The organism is Oceanobacillus alkalisoli (assembly GCF_021556485.1).
In the GTDB taxonomy this organism is placed as follows: domain Bacteria; phylum Bacillota; class Bacilli; order Bacillales; family Amphibacillaceae; genus Oceanobacillus; species Oceanobacillus alkalisoli.
Genome location: NZ_JAKGBW010000009.1, coordinates 1 through 17356 on the forward strand (window position 1 = coordinate 1; position 17356 = coordinate 17356).

Genomic DNA, 17356 nt, shown 5'->3' on the forward strand with positions numbered 1-17356 from the left:
AGACTCTCTTGCTTTTGTAACATGTAATCACCCGCTACTTTCATCGTTATTACTTTGATTATAAAATAGAACAGCTAACAAATCATTTTTGTTAGCTGTTCTAAGGAGACTTTTTCAGTGGCCTCGGGCTACCCTCTTGTCCCACTTTTATTATTCACCTTTTACATTTAATGCCCATGTACCACTCCGGAAAACGGCTTCGGTTGTGCCATCTTGTTTGACGCCATCGATATCGAGCTTATCGGAACCGATCATGAAGTCTACGTGAATAAGGCTGTCGTTCACCCCATGTTGATCAAGTTCTTCATCGCTCATTGCCGAACCGCCTTTTACGTTGGTCGGATACGCTTTACCTAATGCAATGTGGCAGGATGCGTTTTCATCAAATAGCGTGTTATAGAAAATGAGTCCCGATTGAGATACTGGGGATTCATCCGGAACGAGTGCGATTTCACCGAGACGACGGGCTCCTTCATCGGAATCGAGTAAGTGCTTGAGCACCTCTTCTCCCTCTTCGGCTCTGAAATCGACTACTTTTCCGTCTTTGAATGTAAGCTGGAAGTTGTCGATCAAGCTGCCGCCATAGTTTAATGGTTTCGTACTGGAGACCGTGCCGTTTACCCCATATTTATGCGGCAAGGAAAATACTTCTTCAGTAGGAATGTTCGGGTTGAACGTAACACCAGTTTCCGCAACTGCTGAGCCGCCTTTCCAAATATGCCCTTCTGGTAATTCCAGATCTAATTCTGTACCTGGAGCTTTTAAGATTAACTTTTTATAATTCTTGTTATTTAAAACTTCACGGGCTTTCTGCAATGTTGCGTTATGCTCATCCCACGCTGCTAGCGGGTCGGCTTGGTCAACACGGACGATTTTCAAGATAGCTTTCCATAAGCTTTCTACCGCATCTTCCGGGGATTTATCAGGGAAAATTTTTTGCGCCCAGTCTTTGGATGGAATGGAAATGATCGACCAAGGAATCTTGTCATTCATCGTATATTTTCGGAAATTCACCATTGCTTCAGCCGCTGCTTTATTTGCTGCTGCAACTCGAGATGGGTCAATGTCTTTTAATAAATCCGGGTTTGTCGAACGGATATGAAGTACGGCCGCCCCGTCTTCAGCAAATTCATCATGCAATTTAACACGCCATTCCGGGAATGAAGCAATGACCTCATCCGGTGCATGCTGGTACTTCAAGAGGGTTAACTCATCATCCACCCAATTGATATGAACATCTTTTGCTCCGATTTCGTAAGCTTTTCTTGCTACAATTTTTGTAAAATCAGCGCCTTCAAGCGGTGCATTGATCATGAGTGCCTGACCTTTTTGTAAATTGACGCCGGTTTTTAAAGCGAGTTCTGCATATTTTTCTTGCGATTCAATACTTGCCATGTTATAGCCTCCCATTAGTTCAAATGATATAACTCCTATTATTTCATATATTATGGAATTGACCAACTTTTTTGTGTGCGAACCCTTTGTCTTACCCTATCTCTTATTGCGAATAGAGCTATTTTATGGTAAACTAATATTAAGTTACTTTTTGTAATTACTGTAACTCCTTTTCTTAAGGCTTGACATTGGATTAGTGAGGTGATCAACATGGAGGAAATCTTATGTCCACGTTTTGAAAAGGCGATGGGGTTATTAAGTACCCGCTGGGTAGGCTTAATCTTATTTGACTTGCTGAAAGGGACAAAACGATTTTCAGAGATGGAAGCTGATTTACCTATTAGTGGCAGATTGCTCTCCGATCGCTTGAAGATGCTCGAAAAAGAAGGTATTGTTGAGCGTAAAATATATTCTGAGTTCCCTGTCCGGATTGAATATTCGCTTTCTGACAAGGGCTGGGCTTTAGAGCCAGTCATCCGCGAAATTCAAAATTGGGCTGAAGGGCATATTACGAAAGAAGAAGTTGAAGCGGAAAAATCAGATAAGGTGAAGTAAATAACCAGATGTGCACTTGGCTTTTCAGTCCCGGGCACATTCATAGGGCTTGGAGAATGCAGTAGTTCTCCAAGCCCTATATTTATTGTTTATGCTTCATATAACTTGAATGAATTTCATCATTACCAAAGTCGGCTTTTCCATCACCATATGTAGTTGGGAACGAACTAACTCAACTACATATGATGATGGTGAAGCATTAAATACGTACTATGAAATTCATTAAACTTAACAAGAGATAAGCAGCTGTTTTACTCGTCATATCGCGGATATCCTGGGTAGGCTCAATTTCCACGACGTCCATCACTTTTACAAATGGATGTTTTGCAGCGATTTCAATTGCTTCAATAAGCGTATCGGTATGCATTCCTCCTGGTCCATTTGCCGGGAAACCTGGGGTGATCTCAGGGATAATTTCCCGTGCCTTTTCATAGAAAGCTAGTGTCGTTTCAGCTAATTTCTCTGGACCGCGGTACGTACATGCTTCAAGGGCACAGATGAGTTCAATAGTAATGACTTGGCGTGTGTTCTGAAGCATTTGATGTGCATGCCTGGCAGCGATTGTTCCCATGCTGACATGATCTTCCTGATTGGCGGATGAAGGTATGGAATCGACGCTTGCCGGATGTGCTAATGTTTTATTTTCCGAGACGAGGGGTGCTGCTGTATACTGTAAAATCATTGCTCCGGATTCCAGGCCAGGATTCGGGCTTAAAAATGCTGGCAAATCATTTAGCTGCGGGTTAACAAGGCGCTCATTCCGGCGTTCGGAAATGCTAGCAAGTTCGGCAATCCCGAGCTTTAAAAAATCCATTGCAAAAGCGATCGGCTCCCCGTGGAAATTGCCCCTTGAAATTATTTCGTTCGTATCAGAAAAAATGAGCGGATTGTCTGTTACGGCGTTCATTTCGATTTCAAGCTTTTCTGTTGCATAGTGTAACGCCTGCGAGCATGCCCCGAGCACTTGCGGGATGCAACGTAAAGAATAAGCATTCTGCACCCGTCGTTCCCCTTGTCTTGTAACAAGCTTGCTTCCGGTAAGAATGTGACGCATCCTTTCACACCTCCACGGCATTACTTTAGTAAAGAAGCATGAGAAAAGGAGGCAATGGTTGAAAACCGATGCCTCCTGGAATTATTGCGTATGAAATTTGTTTTTTAAACATAAGAACACCTCGTTTTTTGGCTATGAAGTCGTTGTTACACTTAACCGTAATCGCTTTCAGGCAGAAATGCAAGAGGTGCTTAGGCACACTCTTTTTTCAGTTTCTGTCCCAAATATATTCGGAACCGATTTTTTGAGCGAAGGTTTTCGATTTACTTCGGCGTTCCCCGCGTTGTTCAGCACGTTCTGGTGCGGACTCGTGCAGCGTCTTTTCATAATCGGTTTCCGGGTAAACGGGCGGAACAGGGGTCGGTCTGCCGTATTCGTCGATCGCTACAAAGGTGAGAAATGCAGTGTTACATACTTCCTTCTCTTCTGTAACAAGGTTTTCCGTAATGACCCGGACAAAGACTTCCATCGATGTATTCCGTGTCCACGTCACAAATGATTCGATTAAGATCGCATCTCCTGCACGAACCGGAGTTAAGAAGTCAACCGAGTCAATTGAAGCTGTCACAACAGGATTTCGGCAATGTTTTACAGCTGAAATTGCTGCAAGGTCATCAATATGTGCTAAAAGCTTTCCACCGAATAATGTGTTATGGACGTTCGTATCCGGTGGGTGAACATGGGTCGTTTTAATCGCCAATGAATTGGCACATGGTTTTGCTTTCATGGTGTCCTCCTTAAGCTTTTACAGAACTGGTGATAAAAGCCGCGAAATTGATTCTTTCAATTTAATTCCGATGGAACGTTTTTCGTACAATTTCTTCGTCATTTGCGTGGAGCGGCGAATATCGTCATGGAATGCTTCAACAAGCCCCTCAGTAATTTCTTTATCATAAATTAAGGCATTCACTTCAAAATTCAGGCGAAAACTGCGTACATCAATATTCGCTGTTCCGACCGTGGATATTTTTCCGTCGACAATTAATGTCTTCGCGTGCATGAAACCGTTCTGGTAAATGTAAATTTCTCCGCCTGCTTCGAGCAAATCTCCGCTGTAGGATAATGTTGCCCAGTAAACAAATGGATGATCCGGTTTATTCGGAATCATGACCTTTACATCCACGCCCGATAAGGCGGCGATTCTTAACGCATCCCGCAAGCTTTCATCTGGAATGAAATAAGGTGTTTGAATATAGATATACTCCTTCGCCTCGAGGATCATCTTTATATATGCATTCTTAATCTGTTCTAGATTCTGGTCGGGTCCGCTAGAGACGATTTGCATACCGGCATCTCCTGCTTTTTCCGATTGATAATAATGGTCTTCGTAATGAATATTATCTTTCGCTGCTTGGTTCCAGTCAAGGATAAACCGTGTCTGCATCCCTTCTACAGCAGAACCTTTCACACGGAGATGGGTATCACGCCAATAACCGAATTTTTTATCTTTACCAAGGTACTCATCACCTATATTGAAACCGCCGATGTAGCCGATTTTCCCGTCAATGATTGCGAGTTTCCGGTGATTCCGGTAATTGATTTTAAAGTTGATGACCTTCGCCGGGAAAAACGCTTCGACATGGACGCCAGCTTCACGGAGCCGTTTAATATAGCTTTTACTTAACCGACGTGCACCCATCGCATCATAAAGGAAACGGACGGTGACCCCTTCATTTGCCTTCTTGATCATAACATCGGCTAGTTGCGTGCCGAGCTCATCGTTCCGGACAATATAATAAATCAAGTGGATATGCTCTTTCGCCCGCCGCATGTCCTGCATCAAACGGTCAAACTTCTCCTTTCCGTCAAGGAGGATATCAACTGCATTATTCTGGGAGAAGAGGGATGAGTCTGTTCGTAAATTTAAATAAGTCAAGCTTGCATATTTCTTCATGTCCTGGTCACTATACTCAAGCTCATCATTCTCAATGTCACGAAGCTGAGACTGGACGGCAGCCTTTAGACCGAGCTTGCTTTTCGTATCCCAGACGAAAATCCGCCCATTACTGATTGGTTTTCCAAATATTAAATAGAGAATAAATCCTGCAACAGGGATAAATAAAAGAACCATGAGCCAAGCCCAGGTGGATGAAGCGTTCTTCCGCTCCAGAAAGATAATCGACAACCCGAGAATGATATTAATTAATATCGTAATATTTAACAAAATTGCAACTAAGCTCATCTAACCAGCCCTCTTCATCAATCAAATCAAACCAACATAACTACCTCTAATATAGCACAACTCCCCCACCACTTCGAGCGGGACACGGGGTCAGAGTGTTTGTCCCGGTCTGTGCTGGTGGGACAGGGGGTCAGTGCATTTGTCCCGGTTTTAGTTGGGACAAGAGGGGCAGAGTATTTGTCCCAATTACTATACCCCTAGAAGACAATATGAACACAAAAAAACATCTTAATCCAGGTTGGAATATGATGTTTTTTTATTGCATAGCGTACTATAATAAATGCTGCGGATAACTTAAGTGCTCGCAGCTAACGCTTGTTCCAAGTCATCCCAAATGTCTTCCCATGCTTCCAGACCAACTGAAAGCCGGATCAACTGATCGGTAATCCCCATTTCCAAGCGCGATTCTTCCGGCACAACCGCATGTGTCATCGTTGCCGGATGCTCAATCAAAGTTTCCGCATCGCCAAGGCTCACTGCGATTTTAATAAATTTGAGCCGATTCATAAAGCGCTGGGCATCTCGTTTACTTCCCTTTATTTCAAAAGAAATCACCCCGCCACCTTTATGCATTTGCTTTGCTGCAATTTTTCCGTCTTCAGCATCGGTATTCCCTGGGAAGTAAATCGAACCAATCTTTGGATGTCCGTTTAACTTTTTAAAAATATGGGTTGCATTCTTACAGTGACGGTCCATGCGGATTGGCAATGTTTTGAGACCTCGGAGCAGCAACCATGCATCAAATGGAGACATAATCCCGCCTATATCCTTGCGTGCAGACATAGCAAGTTCATCAATAAAATCGGCCTTCCCTGCGACAAGACCGGCAATCACGTCTCCGTGACCCCCGATATATTTCGTAGCACTATGGAGCACGATATCGCATCCTAAATCTATCGGCCGCTGTAAATAGGGGGTAGAGAATGTATTATCAACGACGACTGGTATACCATATTGTTTCGCAACCTTGCTAACAAGTTCTAAATCAATGAGCTTCATTGTCGGGTTAATCGGGGTTTCAACATAAATCAATGTCGTTTCCGGTTTTATTTTAGCGTGGATTTCGTCTTCTGAATCGAGCAAGGAGAAATCTGAAGTAATATTGTATTTTTCTTTCAGCATCATCAACAAGCCATACGTACAACCATAGAGACCTGCAGAGCACAGAACATGATCATTCGCTTTCGTCAAAGACAATAAAACAGCTGAAACAGCCGCCATACCCGAAGCAAACGCAAGACCTTTCTCCCCATTTTCAAGCCGGGCAATCCGCTCCTCGAGAACACGAACAGTCGGATTTCCTAAACGAGAATAAACGAATCCTTCCTCTTCCCCGCTAAAGCGTCTTTCGCCTTGTTCCGCCGAATTAAAGACATAGGTGGATGTTTGAAAGAGTGGAACGGAAAGACTTCCGAGCATTTCCAACTCATCATATCCCTCGTGAATCACTGCCGTTTCAAATCTCTGATATTTGTTTGCCATGTGCTTCCTCCCCTTTATTCTCCTACTCGAAAATATGACAATTCATGAAGCATTACTTCTATTACTAGCATACAAGAAAAACGCCTTTAATGAAATCGGTTTCTATAGTTGGAAGTGGGACTTGGGGTCAGAGCATTTGTCCCAGTGGGACGGCTACACTGACCCCAATGTCCCGCCACGATAGCCGGGACAAAACCTCTGACCCCGTGTCCCGATTCTTGAGTTTTTGCGTAATTAGTCTTAATATTGTTTTTATACTTAACAGAGGAATCGGAAGGAGGTTGTGGCGATGGAGTCAAAGGAGATGAAGTTAGGTACGCTATATACGCTTAGCGCGTATTTGCTCTGGGGTTTCTTGACCATGTACTGGAAACTTCTTGACCATGTGAATCCGATGGAAACGCTCGCCCATCGGATTGTCTGGTCGTTCATTTTCATGATCGCTTTACTGCTCACACTCAAGCAATTTTGGTCATTCCTCGCTACGTGCCAGAGTTTATTACGAAATCCCAAGAACTTATTAGCTATTGCAGCTGCTTCCGTCCTCATCTCGACCAATTGGTTTTTATTTATTTGGGCAGTCGCGAATGGATACGTCCTCCAAGCAAGTCTCGGCTATTATATTAATCCATTAATGAGCATTTTCTTAGGTATTGTCGTCTTAAGGGAACAAGTTACGATGCGGCAAGGGTTCGCTTTTTTGCTCTGTATCGTAAGTGTTCTCTATCTGACAATTTCTAGCGGCGTATTCCCTTGGGTCTCTCTTGCCCTTGCTACAAGCTTTGCAATTTACGGTCTGTTAAAAAAGAAAATCAACATTAGTGCAACTCACGGGCTTACGGTTGAAACAATGCTTGTCACCCCGATTGCAGCAGGCTATCTTTTCCTGCTTCCGGCTCAAGCTTTCACACTCTCACCAGCTATTTCAGGGACAAATCTGTTACTTGTCGGAGCAGGAATTGCCACTGCGATTCCTCTTTTATTATTTGCAAGTGGTGCCAGGGCAATTCCATTATCCATGGTAGGGATCTTACAATTTATCACACCGACAATGATGCTTTTCCTCGGTGTGTTCGTCTATCATGAACCTTTTTCAATGGAAAATTTTATCGCCTTCTTATTTATCTGGTTTGCACTCATTCTTTATTTAAGTTCGGTTTATCATCACCCAGCAAAAAAACGTGCAAAAACATAAAACTGAGGAAAAACTTTGCTTAGGGTCTTGGGGTCAGAGCATTTGTCCCAGTCACCAGCGGGACAGTTTCTCTGACCCCAATGTCCCGCGACGCCTGGGACAAGATCTCTGACCCCCTTGTCTCCATCTGTCCCCACGCTAAAATCTTTTTTAAGAAAACCAACTAAAGGGGTTGACATTCGGTTGAGGAAGGCGTTATAATCATCAGTAAATTTATAAAAGATTTTCAAGTAGCGCAGTTAGCGCTTTTCCTGAAAATTTTAAGTTAGAAATCTTCTTATCAAGAGCGGCGGAGGGATTAGGCCCGATGAAGCCCGGCAACCTTGAAGTAAGCAACTTTTACTTTTAATGGTGCTAATTCCTACAGATCTAACCTGATCTGGAAGATAAGAAGAGGACATGTATAGTAAACTATACGCCCTCTTCTTAAGGAAGAGGGCGTTTTTATTATCCCTCTCTCCAGAACAAACGAACTACATATTTTAAAAAACCAAGGAGGAAATACAATGTCAGAATTCAATATTTTCGATTTAGAAACACAAGCCCTTCACGCAGGTCAAGAGGAGCCAGATTCAGCTTCCGGAGCAAGAGCAGTACCTATTTACGAAACAACTTCCTACGTTTTCCCAAGTACAGAGCATGCGCAGGGTGTTTTTGGACTTACAACTCCAGGAAACGTCTACACACGGATCACGAACCCGACGGTGGCAGCTTTTGAACAACGAATCTCAGATCTTGAAGATGGTGTTGGAGCAGTAGCAACATCTTCTGGAATGGCTGCCATTACACTCGCTATTTTAAATATCGCTGGAACAGGTGACGAAATTATTGCAGATAGCAACCTTTACGGTGGAACGTATAACCTTTTCCTGAATACATTGCCAAAATACGGAATCAACTTCAAACTAGTCGACGGGACAAACCCAGAGAATTTCCGTGCAGCAATTACCGACAACACGAAAGCAATCTTCGGTGAAACGATCACGAACCCGAGCTTAAACGTATTCGATATTGAAGCAGTTGCCGAAATCGCACATGAAAATGGACTCCCGCTCATCATCGACAACACGTTCGCAACCCCATTCATTACAAAACCAATTAGCTGGGGTGCCGATATCGTCATCCACTCCGCAACGAAATGGATTGGCGGTCACGGTACAACTATTGGTGGAGTCGTTGTAGACGGTGGACGCTTCAACTGGGATAACCCGCGTTTCCCTGAGTTCACAACACCGGACGAGAGCTATAAAGGCTTAAAATACGTTGACGTTGGACCAGCTGCATTTGCAACAAAGTTACGTGTCCAACTATTACGTGACATTGGTGCTTCATTAAGTCCAAAGAGTGCTTTCACGTTCATCCAAGGGCTTGAGTCTTTACAAGTGCGAATCGACCGTCACTTGGAGAATACGAAAGATGTCGTCGCTTATTTGAAAAACCATCCGGCAGTAGAATGGGTCAACTATCCAGGTCTTGAAGAGCACCCTTCCTATGAATTAGGGAAGAAATATTTAAAACGCGGTGCAGGTTCCATCATTACATTCGGTATTAAAGGTGGTCGGGAAGCGGGACGTAAACTCATCGATAGCATTACGCTTTGGTCCCATGTGGCAAACGTTGGAGATTCGAAATCCTTGATCATCCACCCTGCTTCAACGACACACCAGCAGCTAAATGCGGAAGATTTGAAAAAGAGCGGTACACCGGAAGAACTCGTCCGCTTGTCAATTGGTCTTGAATCAACGAAAGATATTTTAAAAGACCTTGACCAAGCAATTGCAAAAGCAACTGGCGAGGCACCGCAAATCACACCGACAGCAGAAGATGCAGTAAACTGGCTGCTCCATTCGCCTTTTGATCGTTCAGAAGGGTTACGCAAGAAAGCAATTGCGGTTGCTGGCGTTGAAGATGCGACAGAGAAAAAACTAAGGAACTACGGTTTTGAAGTAATAGCTGTTGAAAATGCGGAACAATTGAGCGATGTTTCCGGATCCCTTGATGCACTTGTCGTAAACGCAGAGGAGCTTCCAAAAGAAATCATCGAGCAGCTTATCAATAAAGAAAGCAAGATTCTTTGGCTTGAAACTAACGCTGATGACGCTACAGCTGAACATGCGCAAGCTGCAGGCATTCAGGTGGTTGAAAGCAAGTCCATTGCGAGTGAATTGGACCGTATTCGCGGCAGTAAAGCAGCAAAAGAGACAATTGAAATATAGAAATGGAGCTTTCAAAAAGAAACGAATGCCAGGTGCGTTCGTTTCTTTTTTGTCTCCTCCCTTCCTCTTGTTTAACTTAAGTTTTTTAGGAGTAGTATAATAGGGTAAGTAGAGAATAGTAGACAAATTAAATCCACGTTTTATACTGGTAGTAGACAGATTATAGGTGTGATACGATGAAAAAAATATTATTTATCCTTTTTGCAATCATTCTTTTAACAATAGGAATACTTTATTATATAGATAGTCAGCCCCCGGCATTAAACCAGCCTTTAATCCCTGAGGAGAACGAAGAAGAATTAATGGAAGAAACTGAACCAATTCAAGATGACCAGGATGAGGTAGAGGAAACGGCAGAGGAAGAAAACAGCTTTTCCGAACGGCTATCCCACGTCGTTAAAGATACGTTCGGAAGGATTTTTCAGCGTGAAGTAAAAATAGTCGCGATTGGGGATTCACTCACCCGCGGAGTCGGTGATACGACAAATAGCGGCGGTTATGTAGGAATTTTAGAACGCTCATTAAACCAGGAAGAAGAAATTGCGACATTTGAAAACTTTGGTATACCTGGTAACCGGACGGATCAGCTTTTAATCCGTTTAGGGCAACCTGAAATCATTGAAGCGCTGGAAGAAGCGAATATTGTTCTTGTCACAATTGGTGCGAATGACATTATGGAAGTGGCGAAGGAAAATATTACAAACCTGGAAATAAAAGACTTCATTCAAGAACATAGCGATTACGAAGAACGGCTTGAGGAAATTCTTGAAACGCTCTCTGACATTAATTCGAATGCCGATATTTATCTGCTCGGAATTTACAATCCCTTTGAAAGGTATTTCCAAGATATCGAGGAATTAAATCAGATTGTAAATACCTGGAATGAGACAGGAAGCAGCTTGGCGAACGAAATGGATAATATTACGTTCATCCCGATCATCGATTTATTTGCCGGGAATGAGGATCCTATATTTGCCGATGATAATTTTCACCCAAATTATGCTGGTTATTATTTGATGGCAGAGCGCGTGTTAGACTATATTTCTAGAGAAGAAGGTTGACTCATGGCAAGAACCGATAAGCATAAACCAAAACTAAATTGGAAAAAAGGTTTTTTCCTGATTCTAGCGTTAAATATTGCCGGCTTCCTGCTGCTTATCAGCTTGATTTTTTGGCCGGCGGAAGATGTGGAACTGCCTAGCGAAACAGAAAAAGTGAAACAGGAAAGCTCCGAATTCGTCGTCCGGACATCCAAGGAAAATTTAAATAGCTTGATTAACGCATATATTGAACATTTAACTGAAAATACGCGTCATAAGTACCGCATTGAGTTAGAGGAGGATGTGCATTTAATCGGTGAACTTCCGGTTTTCTCAACCACTGTTCCTATTTCCATGCGCTTTGAACCGGAAGTCGTGGAAAACGGGGATATTATTTTGCGACAGGAATCGATTTCACTTGGACTATTGGAACTACCGAACCGAAGAATTATGCAATACTTGGACAGATATTTACCAATGCCAGATTGGGTCATTGTCGATCCAAATGAAGAAGAAATTTATATTGCAATTACAGACATGGATATCCGCAGTAACTTCGAACTTGCCGTCGAAAGTCTTGACTTGAAGGAAAACAATCTCGCCTTCCGCATCAGCGTCCCCTACGAAACATTTGGCATCGAAAGCTGGAAAATGTTCCCTTGAGCGGGACATTGGGGTCAGAGCACTTGTCCCATTTGGGAGCGGGACGTGAGGGTCAGAGCAACTGTCCCAGTGGGACAACTGCTCTGAGCCTCTCGTTCCTTTTTGCATGAATTTTTCTTACTAGGGCAGGCTAATCATTGTTAACTTTACGAAATGAGGGATGAACAATGAGTAAAGAACCACCCAAAGACAATTACGAGACACATAAGGAAGACGAGAACACGCTAACGACGCGGCAAGGTCATCCGGTTACGAATAACCAGAATATCCGAACCGTTGGAAACCGCGGACCGGCGATGCTTGAAAACTATGACTTTATTGAGAAAATCAGCCACTTCGACCGCGAAAAAGTTCCGGAGCGGATTGTACATGCCCGAGGTGCCGGAGCTCATGGTTATTTTGAAACATACGGTACCGTCGGAGATGAACCTGTTGCTAAGTATACCCGGGCGAAAGTTTTTCAAGAGAAAGGGAAGCAAACCCCTGTCTTTGTCCGTTTCTCAACCGTTGTACACGGGAATCATTCCCCTGAAACCGTACGTGACCCAAGAGGCTTTGCCGTAAAATTTTACACAGAAGATGGAAATTGGGACTTAGTCGGAAATCATATAAAAATATTCTTCATTCGTGATGCGATGAAGTTCCCTGATATGATCCACGCTTTCCGACCAGATCCTGTGACAAACGTTCAGGACAGTGAGCGTTTCTTTGATTTCTGCGCGAACTCACCGGAATCTTTCCATATGGTGACATTTATTTATTCACCTTGGGGCATTCCTGCCAATTACCGTATGATGCAAGGGTCCGGCGTGAACACGTATAAATGGGTAAACGCGGAAGGTAAAGCGGTTCTCGTTAAATATCACTGGGAACCGAAACAAGGAATCAAGAACCTTACTACGAAAGAAGCGCAAGAAGTCCAAGGAAAAAACTTTAACCATGCAACACAGGATTTATATGAAGCGATTGAACGAGGAGAATATCCTGAATGGGAGCTGTTCGTCCAAATTATGGAAGACGGCCCACACCCAGAACTGGATTTCGATCCGCTTGACGATACAAAATTATGGCCGGATGACCAATTCCCGTGGCTTCCAGTTGGAAAAATGGTCTTAAATCGCAACCCGGAGAATTATTTTACAGAAGTAGAACAAGCCGCTTTTGGAACAGGGGTACTTGTCGATGGGTTAGACTTTTCCGATGACAAGATGCTGCAGGGACGTACCTTCTCCTACTCTGACACTCAGCGTTACCGCGTTGGCGCCAACTACTTACAATTGCCAATTAATGCCGCAAAAAGACGTGTCGCAACGAATCAGGAAGGCGGCCAAATGCGTTTTGATAATGATAAAGGATCCAAACAAAACTTACATGTGAACTATGAACCTTCCAGCTTAGGCGGTCTTGAAGAAGCTGAACAGACCGGGAAAGAGTACACTCCTTATGTAGAAGGTAATATTGTCCGCAAATCGATCGACCGGGATGATAATACGAAACAAGCTGGAGAAACCTATCGTAAATTCGAACAATGGGAAAAAGATGAGCTCATCCATAACCTCGTGAACGACCTTGCAACTTGTGCGCAAGTCATCCAGGATAAAATGATTGCTCTTGCGGAGGCAGCGGATGAAGAATATGGCAGAAGATTACGCGAAGGTCTGGAACAAGCAAATAAACAAAAAGCTTCCACTATGGCGGAAGCTGCGGAAGAAATGCATCCCCTCGGCGCAAAAAACGCAGACAAAGCTGTTAAAGAAGCAACCCGAAAAGGACACGACGCCGAACCATATTAAAGCGGGACATTGGGGTCAGTGCAGCTGTCCCAGTTGTGGTAGGCGGGACACGGGGTCAGAGCATTTGTCCCGACGCACAGTGGGACAAATGCTCTGACCCCCTATGTCCCGATTTCTGGTTTCATTCGTTTGGCGATGAGGCCATGGGCTGCTGAGAAGATGAAGCTTAATAGAAAGACCAGTCCGGTAGCAAAGGCCATGGAGCCTGAAATCGATGTGTCAATCCATGCAGCAATCCAGTAACCGACAAGAGCGGACACAACTCCGAAACCGCCGCTTAGTACAATCATAAGCGACAATTTATCGGTCCATAAATAGGCAGATGCTGCTGGAGTGATGAGCATCGCAACGACCATGATCGCCCCCACCGCGTCAAAAGAAGCGACCGTTGTCACGGAAACTAACCCCATAAATACATAATGCATCAACAGCACCGGAATTCCCAAACTTGCTGCCAATGCTGGATCAAAAGTGGTAATCTTCCACTCTTTATAAAATGCCACAATCGAAATTAAAACAACGAGAAATACAAATAACAACATCGCAGTCGCTTGGGGAATTTCCCCGATAATCGGCAATGTAATCGTATGGAATGGAATGAAGGTAATTTCCCCCATTAATGCATGCTGAACGTCCAAGTGGGCATTCCCGATTGATGTAGCAATTAAAATCACACCAATTGCAAACAATGTCGTAAACACAATCCCCATCGAGGCATCATGCTGCACATCGAGGGTATGCAGGGCCTGCACAAGAAAAGCTGTCAGTAACCCTGCAAGTATTCCACCAATTAACATCGCCGTCCCGCTTACTTCCCTTGTTACAATAAACGCTAGTACGATTCCAAGTAAAACAGTGTGGCTGATCGCGTCTGCCATCATCGCCGTTTTCCGCAAGATGAGGAAGACGCCGATAATACCGCAAGATAAGCCTACTAATGAAGCTGTCAACAGAATCCATGCTGTATAACTCATCGTCCTCCCACCTCCTGTTTCCAACCTTGCAGCTGATTTTTCCGCTGAAGTTTATACTGTACATAATGGATCAGTATTCCCTTTTCCTTTCCAAAAACTAACGATAATACAAAAAATCCTGCACCGATCACAACGATGAACGGCCCGGTCGGTAATCCACGCCCATAGGAACTAATCAACGTGCCAATTGCTCCTGACAAACCGCCAATTACTGCTGATAAAAGAATCATCGTTCGAAAGGATTGCGTCCAGTAACGGGCACTCACCGCAGGAATGATAAGCAATGCCGCCATTAAAATCACTCCAACAGCCTGGATTCCAATCACAATCGTCAGCACAAGTACGATTGTATATAACGTATTCATCCCTTTAACGGATAGGCCGATTCCCCCCGCAAATTGCTGATCAAACAGAAATATTTTCCACTCTTTAAATCCAATGAACACAATAAACAATACGATGAGCGCAAGAATAAGCATCGTTATGACATCCGAACGCACCATTGCTGCCGCCTGACCGAAGATAAAGCTATCCAGTCCACTCTGATTTCCTCCAGCTGACCGGTTCGCAATAGTCAAAAGCATAATACCGAAGCCATAAAACACAGCTAAAATCATGCCCATTGCCGAGTCTTCTGAAATCCTACTGGAGGTGGTGATCCATTGGATAAATAGCGCCCCAATCAAGGAACTGATCGCAGCACCTATAATGATAACGAGGAGATTTTTCTCTCCCAAAATGAAAAATGCAATCACTACACCCGGGAGTGCCGCATGGGAAAGGGCATCGCTCATCAAGTTCTGCCGTTTCCAGTAAGCGATACAGCCGATTGCACCAGCCGCAATCCCTAAAGTCATCGTACTCAGAAGCACCCAACCAAGATTACTATTCCATAAAGTTGACAGCATCTTAACTGCTCGCTCCCATCCAGCGCATATTTCCGCCGTACGTTTCCGCAATCTTATCCCTTGTGAAAACTTCTGCGGTCCGTCCATGACTGATGACTGTACGGTTCAGCAAAAGGACATGGTCAAAATAATCCTCAACGGTTTGTAAATCATGATGAACGACGAGCACGGTTTTCCCTTTTGCCTTTAATTCCTGGAGAATCGTCATAATCGCCCGTTCTGTTGCCGCGTCTACACCGGCAAGCGGTTCATCCATGAAATATAAATCAGCATCCTGTACAAGGGCTCTTGCTAAAAACACACGTTGCTGCTGACCTCCTGAGAGCTGGCTGATCTGCCTATCAGCAAAGTCAGCCATCCCCATTTTATCCAATGCTTCGTATGCCTTCGCTTTATCTTTCTTCGTCGGCCGCTTCAACCAGCCGATTTTACCGTATAGCCCCATTGTCACAACATCTAAAGCATCGGTCGGAAAATCCCAATCCACCGCCCCGCGCTGTGGGACATATCCAATACGCCTTTTCGCTTTCCGGAAAGGTTCATTGAAAAACTTCACAGAACCGGTAAGCGGTGGATGCAAATTCAATATTGTTTTGATTAAAGTGGATTTACCCGCTCCATTTGGACCAATAATCCCTGTTAATGATCCCGCATGCACATCAATGTTGATACTGTGCAACACATTCGTCTTCCGGTAAGAAGCGAATAAATTGTTCACGTTTAACACGACTTCATTCATTTCCTTCACTCTCCACTTAGTGCTTCATAAATCGTATTCACATTATAGCGGTACATACCAATATATGTGCCTTCTTCCGAATCGGGCGCTCCCATTGCATCGGAAAATAACTCCCCGCCGAGTTCAACCGGAACCCCTTCACTTTGTGCACCTTCGAGTACTGCTTCAATCGTATTGGAATTAATACTGCTCTCTACAAAAATCGCTGGTACCGTACGTTCTTTAATAATTCCAATTGTTTCATCAATATCAGAGATGCCAATCTCATCTTCTGTACTTAAACCTTGTAAACCAACAACTTCAATATCATGCATATTTCCGAAATAGCCAAAAGCATCATGCGCAGTTACGAGAACCCGGTTTTCTTCCGGAATCTCAGCTAACTTCTTCGCCTCTTCCCTCAACTCATCCAGTTCTGCAAAATAATTTTGTTTATTCTCTTCAAAGTAATCCGCATCATCCGGTGAATAAGCCTTAAGCTCCTCTACAGCCGCATCCAGTGCCGCTTCCCACAGATCAATATCAAACCATATATGCGGGTCACGCGCCCCGTCTTCATCATCTAAAAGGCTTTCTTCAGGAAGTGTTTTCCCAATCGCCAATGCCGGTTTCGAATCACGGATGGACTGGAACATATCTACCATGTTCGCTTCCAGGTTCAAACCATTATAAAAAATAACTTCGGCTTCATCGACCTTGGTCATATCACTCTGGGTCGGATTGTATAAATGTGGATCTACCGATGGTCCCATCAAACTCTCGACATCTACACGATCACCCCCGATTGCCGAAAGCGGCTCACCAATTTGAGCAATCGTTGTTAAAACTTGAATCTTCTCATCTGAAGAGGCTTCAGAATCATTTGCCGACTTTTCTTCTCCGCTACAAGCGGCTAGTAAAAGCGTAAAAACTAATGCTGTAACTACACACAACTTTTTACTGAACACCTTCATTTTTACTTCCTCCCCCAAAGTTTCCCTCACGCAACATTATGTTCTAAACACCACAATATTACCTCTCCCCACATTTGTCAAGACCTTTTACTAAAAATTTTAATTTAAACAGCGGGACACTGGGATCAGAGCATTTGTCCCGCCCCCACCTCATGTCCGGCACAAAAAAAGACTCCAACCGTCGTTAAGACGATTAGAGTCCTTTTT

General features: G+C 43.8%; 15 protein-coding genes, 1 pseudogene and 1 riboswitch. Of the genes and pseudogenes, 6 read left to right on the forward strand and 10 right to left on the reverse strand.

The window, feature by feature from the left end; all coding sequences use genetic code 11:
- Nucleotides 1-150: 150 nt before the first annotated feature.
- Nucleotides 151-1395, reverse strand: a complete 1245-nt coding sequence (locus tag LZD48_RS10140; protein ID WP_235762635.1) for an aminopeptidase — start codon at nt 1393-1395, stop codon at nt 151-153.
- 210 nt (nt 1396-1605) lie between these two features.
- Between LZD48_RS10140 and LZD48_RS10145 the strand changes: the two genes are divergently transcribed.
- Nucleotides 1606-1950 carry a winged helix-turn-helix transcriptional regulator gene (locus LZD48_RS10145; RefSeq protein WP_255770988.1) on the forward strand — a complete coding sequence of 115 codons (345 nt, stop codon included), beginning with the start codon at nt 1606-1608 and terminating at the stop codon, nt 1948-1950.
- Nucleotides 1951-2149: 199 nt separating this feature from the next.
- Here the strand turns inward: LZD48_RS10145 and LZD48_RS10150 are convergent, their stop codons facing one another.
- The 5 genes and pseudogenes from LZD48_RS10150 to megL form a co-directional block, all read right to left on the reverse strand.
- Entirely contained in the window at nt 2150-2365 is a 216-nt protein-coding gene (locus LZD48_RS10150; protein WP_438822757.1) for an arginase family protein, read from the reverse strand.
- Nucleotides 2348-3007: pseudogene (locus LZD48_RS10155) on the reverse strand (aromatic amino acid lyase); the annotation flags it as partial. The pseudogene LZD48_RS10155 and the gene LZD48_RS10150, both read right to left, overlap by 18 nt.
- A 205-nt stretch (nt 3008-3212) precedes the next feature.
- Nucleotides 3213-3731, reverse strand: a complete 519-nt coding sequence (locus LZD48_RS10160) for an acyl-CoA thioesterase (protein WP_235762636.1) — start codon at nt 3729-3731, stop codon at nt 3213-3215.
- An 18-nt stretch (nt 3732-3749) separates the two neighbouring features.
- Nucleotides 3750-5186 carry a cardiolipin synthase gene (gene cls / locus LZD48_RS10165; protein ID WP_235762637.1) on the reverse strand — a complete coding sequence of 479 codons (1437 nt, stop codon included), beginning with the start codon at nt 5184-5186 and terminating at the stop codon, nt 3750-3752.
- A 294-nt stretch (nt 5187-5480) separates the two neighbouring features.
- Nucleotides 5481-6668, reverse strand: a complete 1188-nt coding sequence (megL, locus tag LZD48_RS10170; RefSeq protein ID WP_235762638.1) for a methionine gamma-lyase — start codon at nt 6666-6668, stop codon at nt 5481-5483.
- Nucleotides 6669-6957: 289 nt separating this feature from the next.
- Here megL and rarD point away from each other — a divergent pair, with 289 nt between their 5' ends.
- The 5 genes from rarD (at nt 6958) to LZD48_RS10195 (ending at nt 13575) form a co-directional block, all read left to right on the forward strand.
- The gene (gene rarD, locus LZD48_RS10175) at nt 6958-7863 is read left to right on the forward strand and encodes an EamA family transporter RarD (protein WP_235762639.1); all 906 of its coding nucleotides are present in this window, start codon (nt 6958-6960) and stop codon (nt 7861-7863) included.
- A 274-nt stretch (nt 7864-8137) separates the two neighbouring features.
- Nucleotides 8138-8256, forward strand: a riboswitch (SAM riboswitch).
- Between the two features lie 113 nt (nt 8257-8369).
- Nucleotides 8370-10079, forward strand: a complete 1710-nt coding sequence (locus LZD48_RS10180) for a PLP-dependent aspartate aminotransferase family protein (protein WP_235762640.1) — start codon at nt 8370-8372, stop codon at nt 10077-10079.
- A gap of 176 nt (nt 10080-10255) precedes the next feature.
- Nucleotides 10256-11140 carry an SGNH/GDSL hydrolase family protein gene (locus LZD48_RS10185; protein WP_235762641.1) on the forward strand — a complete coding sequence of 295 codons (885 nt, stop codon included), beginning with the start codon at nt 10256-10258 and terminating at the stop codon, nt 11138-11140.
- A 3-nt stretch (nt 11141-11143) separates the two neighbouring features.
- Nucleotides 11144-11782 (forward strand): YpmS family protein, encoded by a 639-nt coding sequence (locus tag LZD48_RS10190; RefSeq protein WP_235762642.1) that lies wholly within the window; start codon nt 11144-11146, stop codon nt 11780-11782.
- Between the two features lie 167 nt (nt 11783-11949).
- Nucleotides 11950-13575, forward strand: coding sequence for a catalase (locus LZD48_RS10195; RefSeq protein ID WP_235762643.1), 1626 nt, complete (start codon nt 11950-11952; stop codon nt 13573-13575).
- A 101-nt stretch (nt 13576-13676) separates the two neighbouring features.
- Here the strand turns inward: LZD48_RS10195 and LZD48_RS10200 are convergent, their stop codons facing one another.
- From LZD48_RS10200 to LZD48_RS10215, 4 genes are read right to left on the reverse strand one after another with little or no spacing between them, the layout of a single operon-like run.
- A complete protein-coding gene (locus tag LZD48_RS10200; protein WP_235762644.1) occupies nt 13677-14549 on the reverse strand; it encodes a metal ABC transporter permease in 873 nt (290 codons plus the stop codon).
- Entirely contained in the window at nt 14546-15457 is a 912-nt protein-coding gene (locus tag LZD48_RS10205) for a metal ABC transporter permease (RefSeq protein WP_235762645.1), read from the reverse strand. The genes LZD48_RS10200 and LZD48_RS10205 overlap by 4 nt, the downstream gene beginning before the upstream one ends.
- A gap of 1 nt (nt 15458) precedes the next feature.
- Nucleotides 15459-16196, reverse strand: coding sequence for a metal ABC transporter ATP-binding protein (locus LZD48_RS10210; protein ID WP_235762646.1), 738 nt, complete (start codon nt 16194-16196; stop codon nt 15459-15461).
- 5 nt (nt 16197-16201) lie between these two features.
- Complete coding sequence (locus tag LZD48_RS10215; protein WP_235762647.1) at nt 16202-17149, reverse strand: metal ABC transporter solute-binding protein, Zn/Mn family; 948 nt, start codon at nt 17147-17149, stop codon at nt 16202-16204.
- Between the last annotated feature and the right edge of the window lie 207 nt (nt 17150-17356).

What these genes read in the sequence shown, in the direction of transcription:
- LZD48_RS10140 (WP_235762635.1), bottom strand. Translation starts at nt 1,395, where the DNA reads ATGGCAAGTATTGAATCGCAAGAAAAATATGCAGAACTCGCTTTAAAA.
- LZD48_RS10145 (WP_255770988.1), top strand. Translation starts at nt 1,606, where the DNA reads ATGGAGGAAATCTTATGTCCACGTTTTGAAAAGGCGATGGGGTTATTA.
- LZD48_RS10160 (WP_235762636.1), bottom strand. Translation starts at nt 3,731, where the DNA reads ATGAAAGCAAAACCATGTGCCAATTCATTGGCGATTAAAACGACCCAT.
- cls (WP_235762637.1), bottom strand. Translation starts at nt 5,186, where the DNA reads ATGAGCTTAGTTGCAATTTTGTTAAATATTACGATATTAATTAATATC.
- megL (WP_235762638.1), bottom strand. Translation starts at nt 6,668, where the DNA reads ATGGCAAACAAATATCAGAGATTTGAAACGGCAGTGATTCACGAGGGA.
- rarD (WP_235762639.1), top strand. Translation starts at nt 6,958, where the DNA reads ATGGAGTCAAAGGAGATGAAGTTAGGTACGCTATATACGCTTAGCGCG.
- LZD48_RS10180 (WP_235762640.1), top strand. Translation starts at nt 8,370, where the DNA reads ATGTCAGAATTCAATATTTTCGATTTAGAAACACAAGCCCTTCACGCA.
- LZD48_RS10185 (WP_235762641.1), top strand. Translation starts at nt 10,256, where the DNA reads ATGAAAAAAATATTATTTATCCTTTTTGCAATCATTCTTTTAACAATA.
- LZD48_RS10190 (WP_235762642.1), top strand. Translation starts at nt 11,144, where the DNA reads ATGGCAAGAACCGATAAGCATAAACCAAAACTAAATTGGAAAAAAGGT.
- LZD48_RS10195 (WP_235762643.1), top strand. Translation starts at nt 11,950, where the DNA reads ATGAGTAAAGAACCACCCAAAGACAATTACGAGACACATAAGGAAGAC.
- LZD48_RS10200 (WP_235762644.1), bottom strand. Translation starts at nt 14,549, where the DNA reads ATGAGTTATACAGCATGGATTCTGTTGACAGCTTCATTAGTAGGCTTA.
- LZD48_RS10205 (WP_235762645.1), bottom strand. Translation starts at nt 15,457, where the DNA reads ATGCTGTCAACTTTATGGAATAGTAATCTTGGTTGGGTGCTTCTGAGT.
- LZD48_RS10210 (WP_235762646.1), bottom strand. Translation starts at nt 16,196, where the DNA reads ATGAATGAAGTCGTGTTAAACGTGAACAATTTATTCGCTTCTTACCGG.
- LZD48_RS10215 (WP_235762647.1), bottom strand. Translation starts at nt 17,149, where the DNA reads ATGAAGGTGTTCAGTAAAAAGTTGTGTGTAGTTACAGCATTAGTTTTT.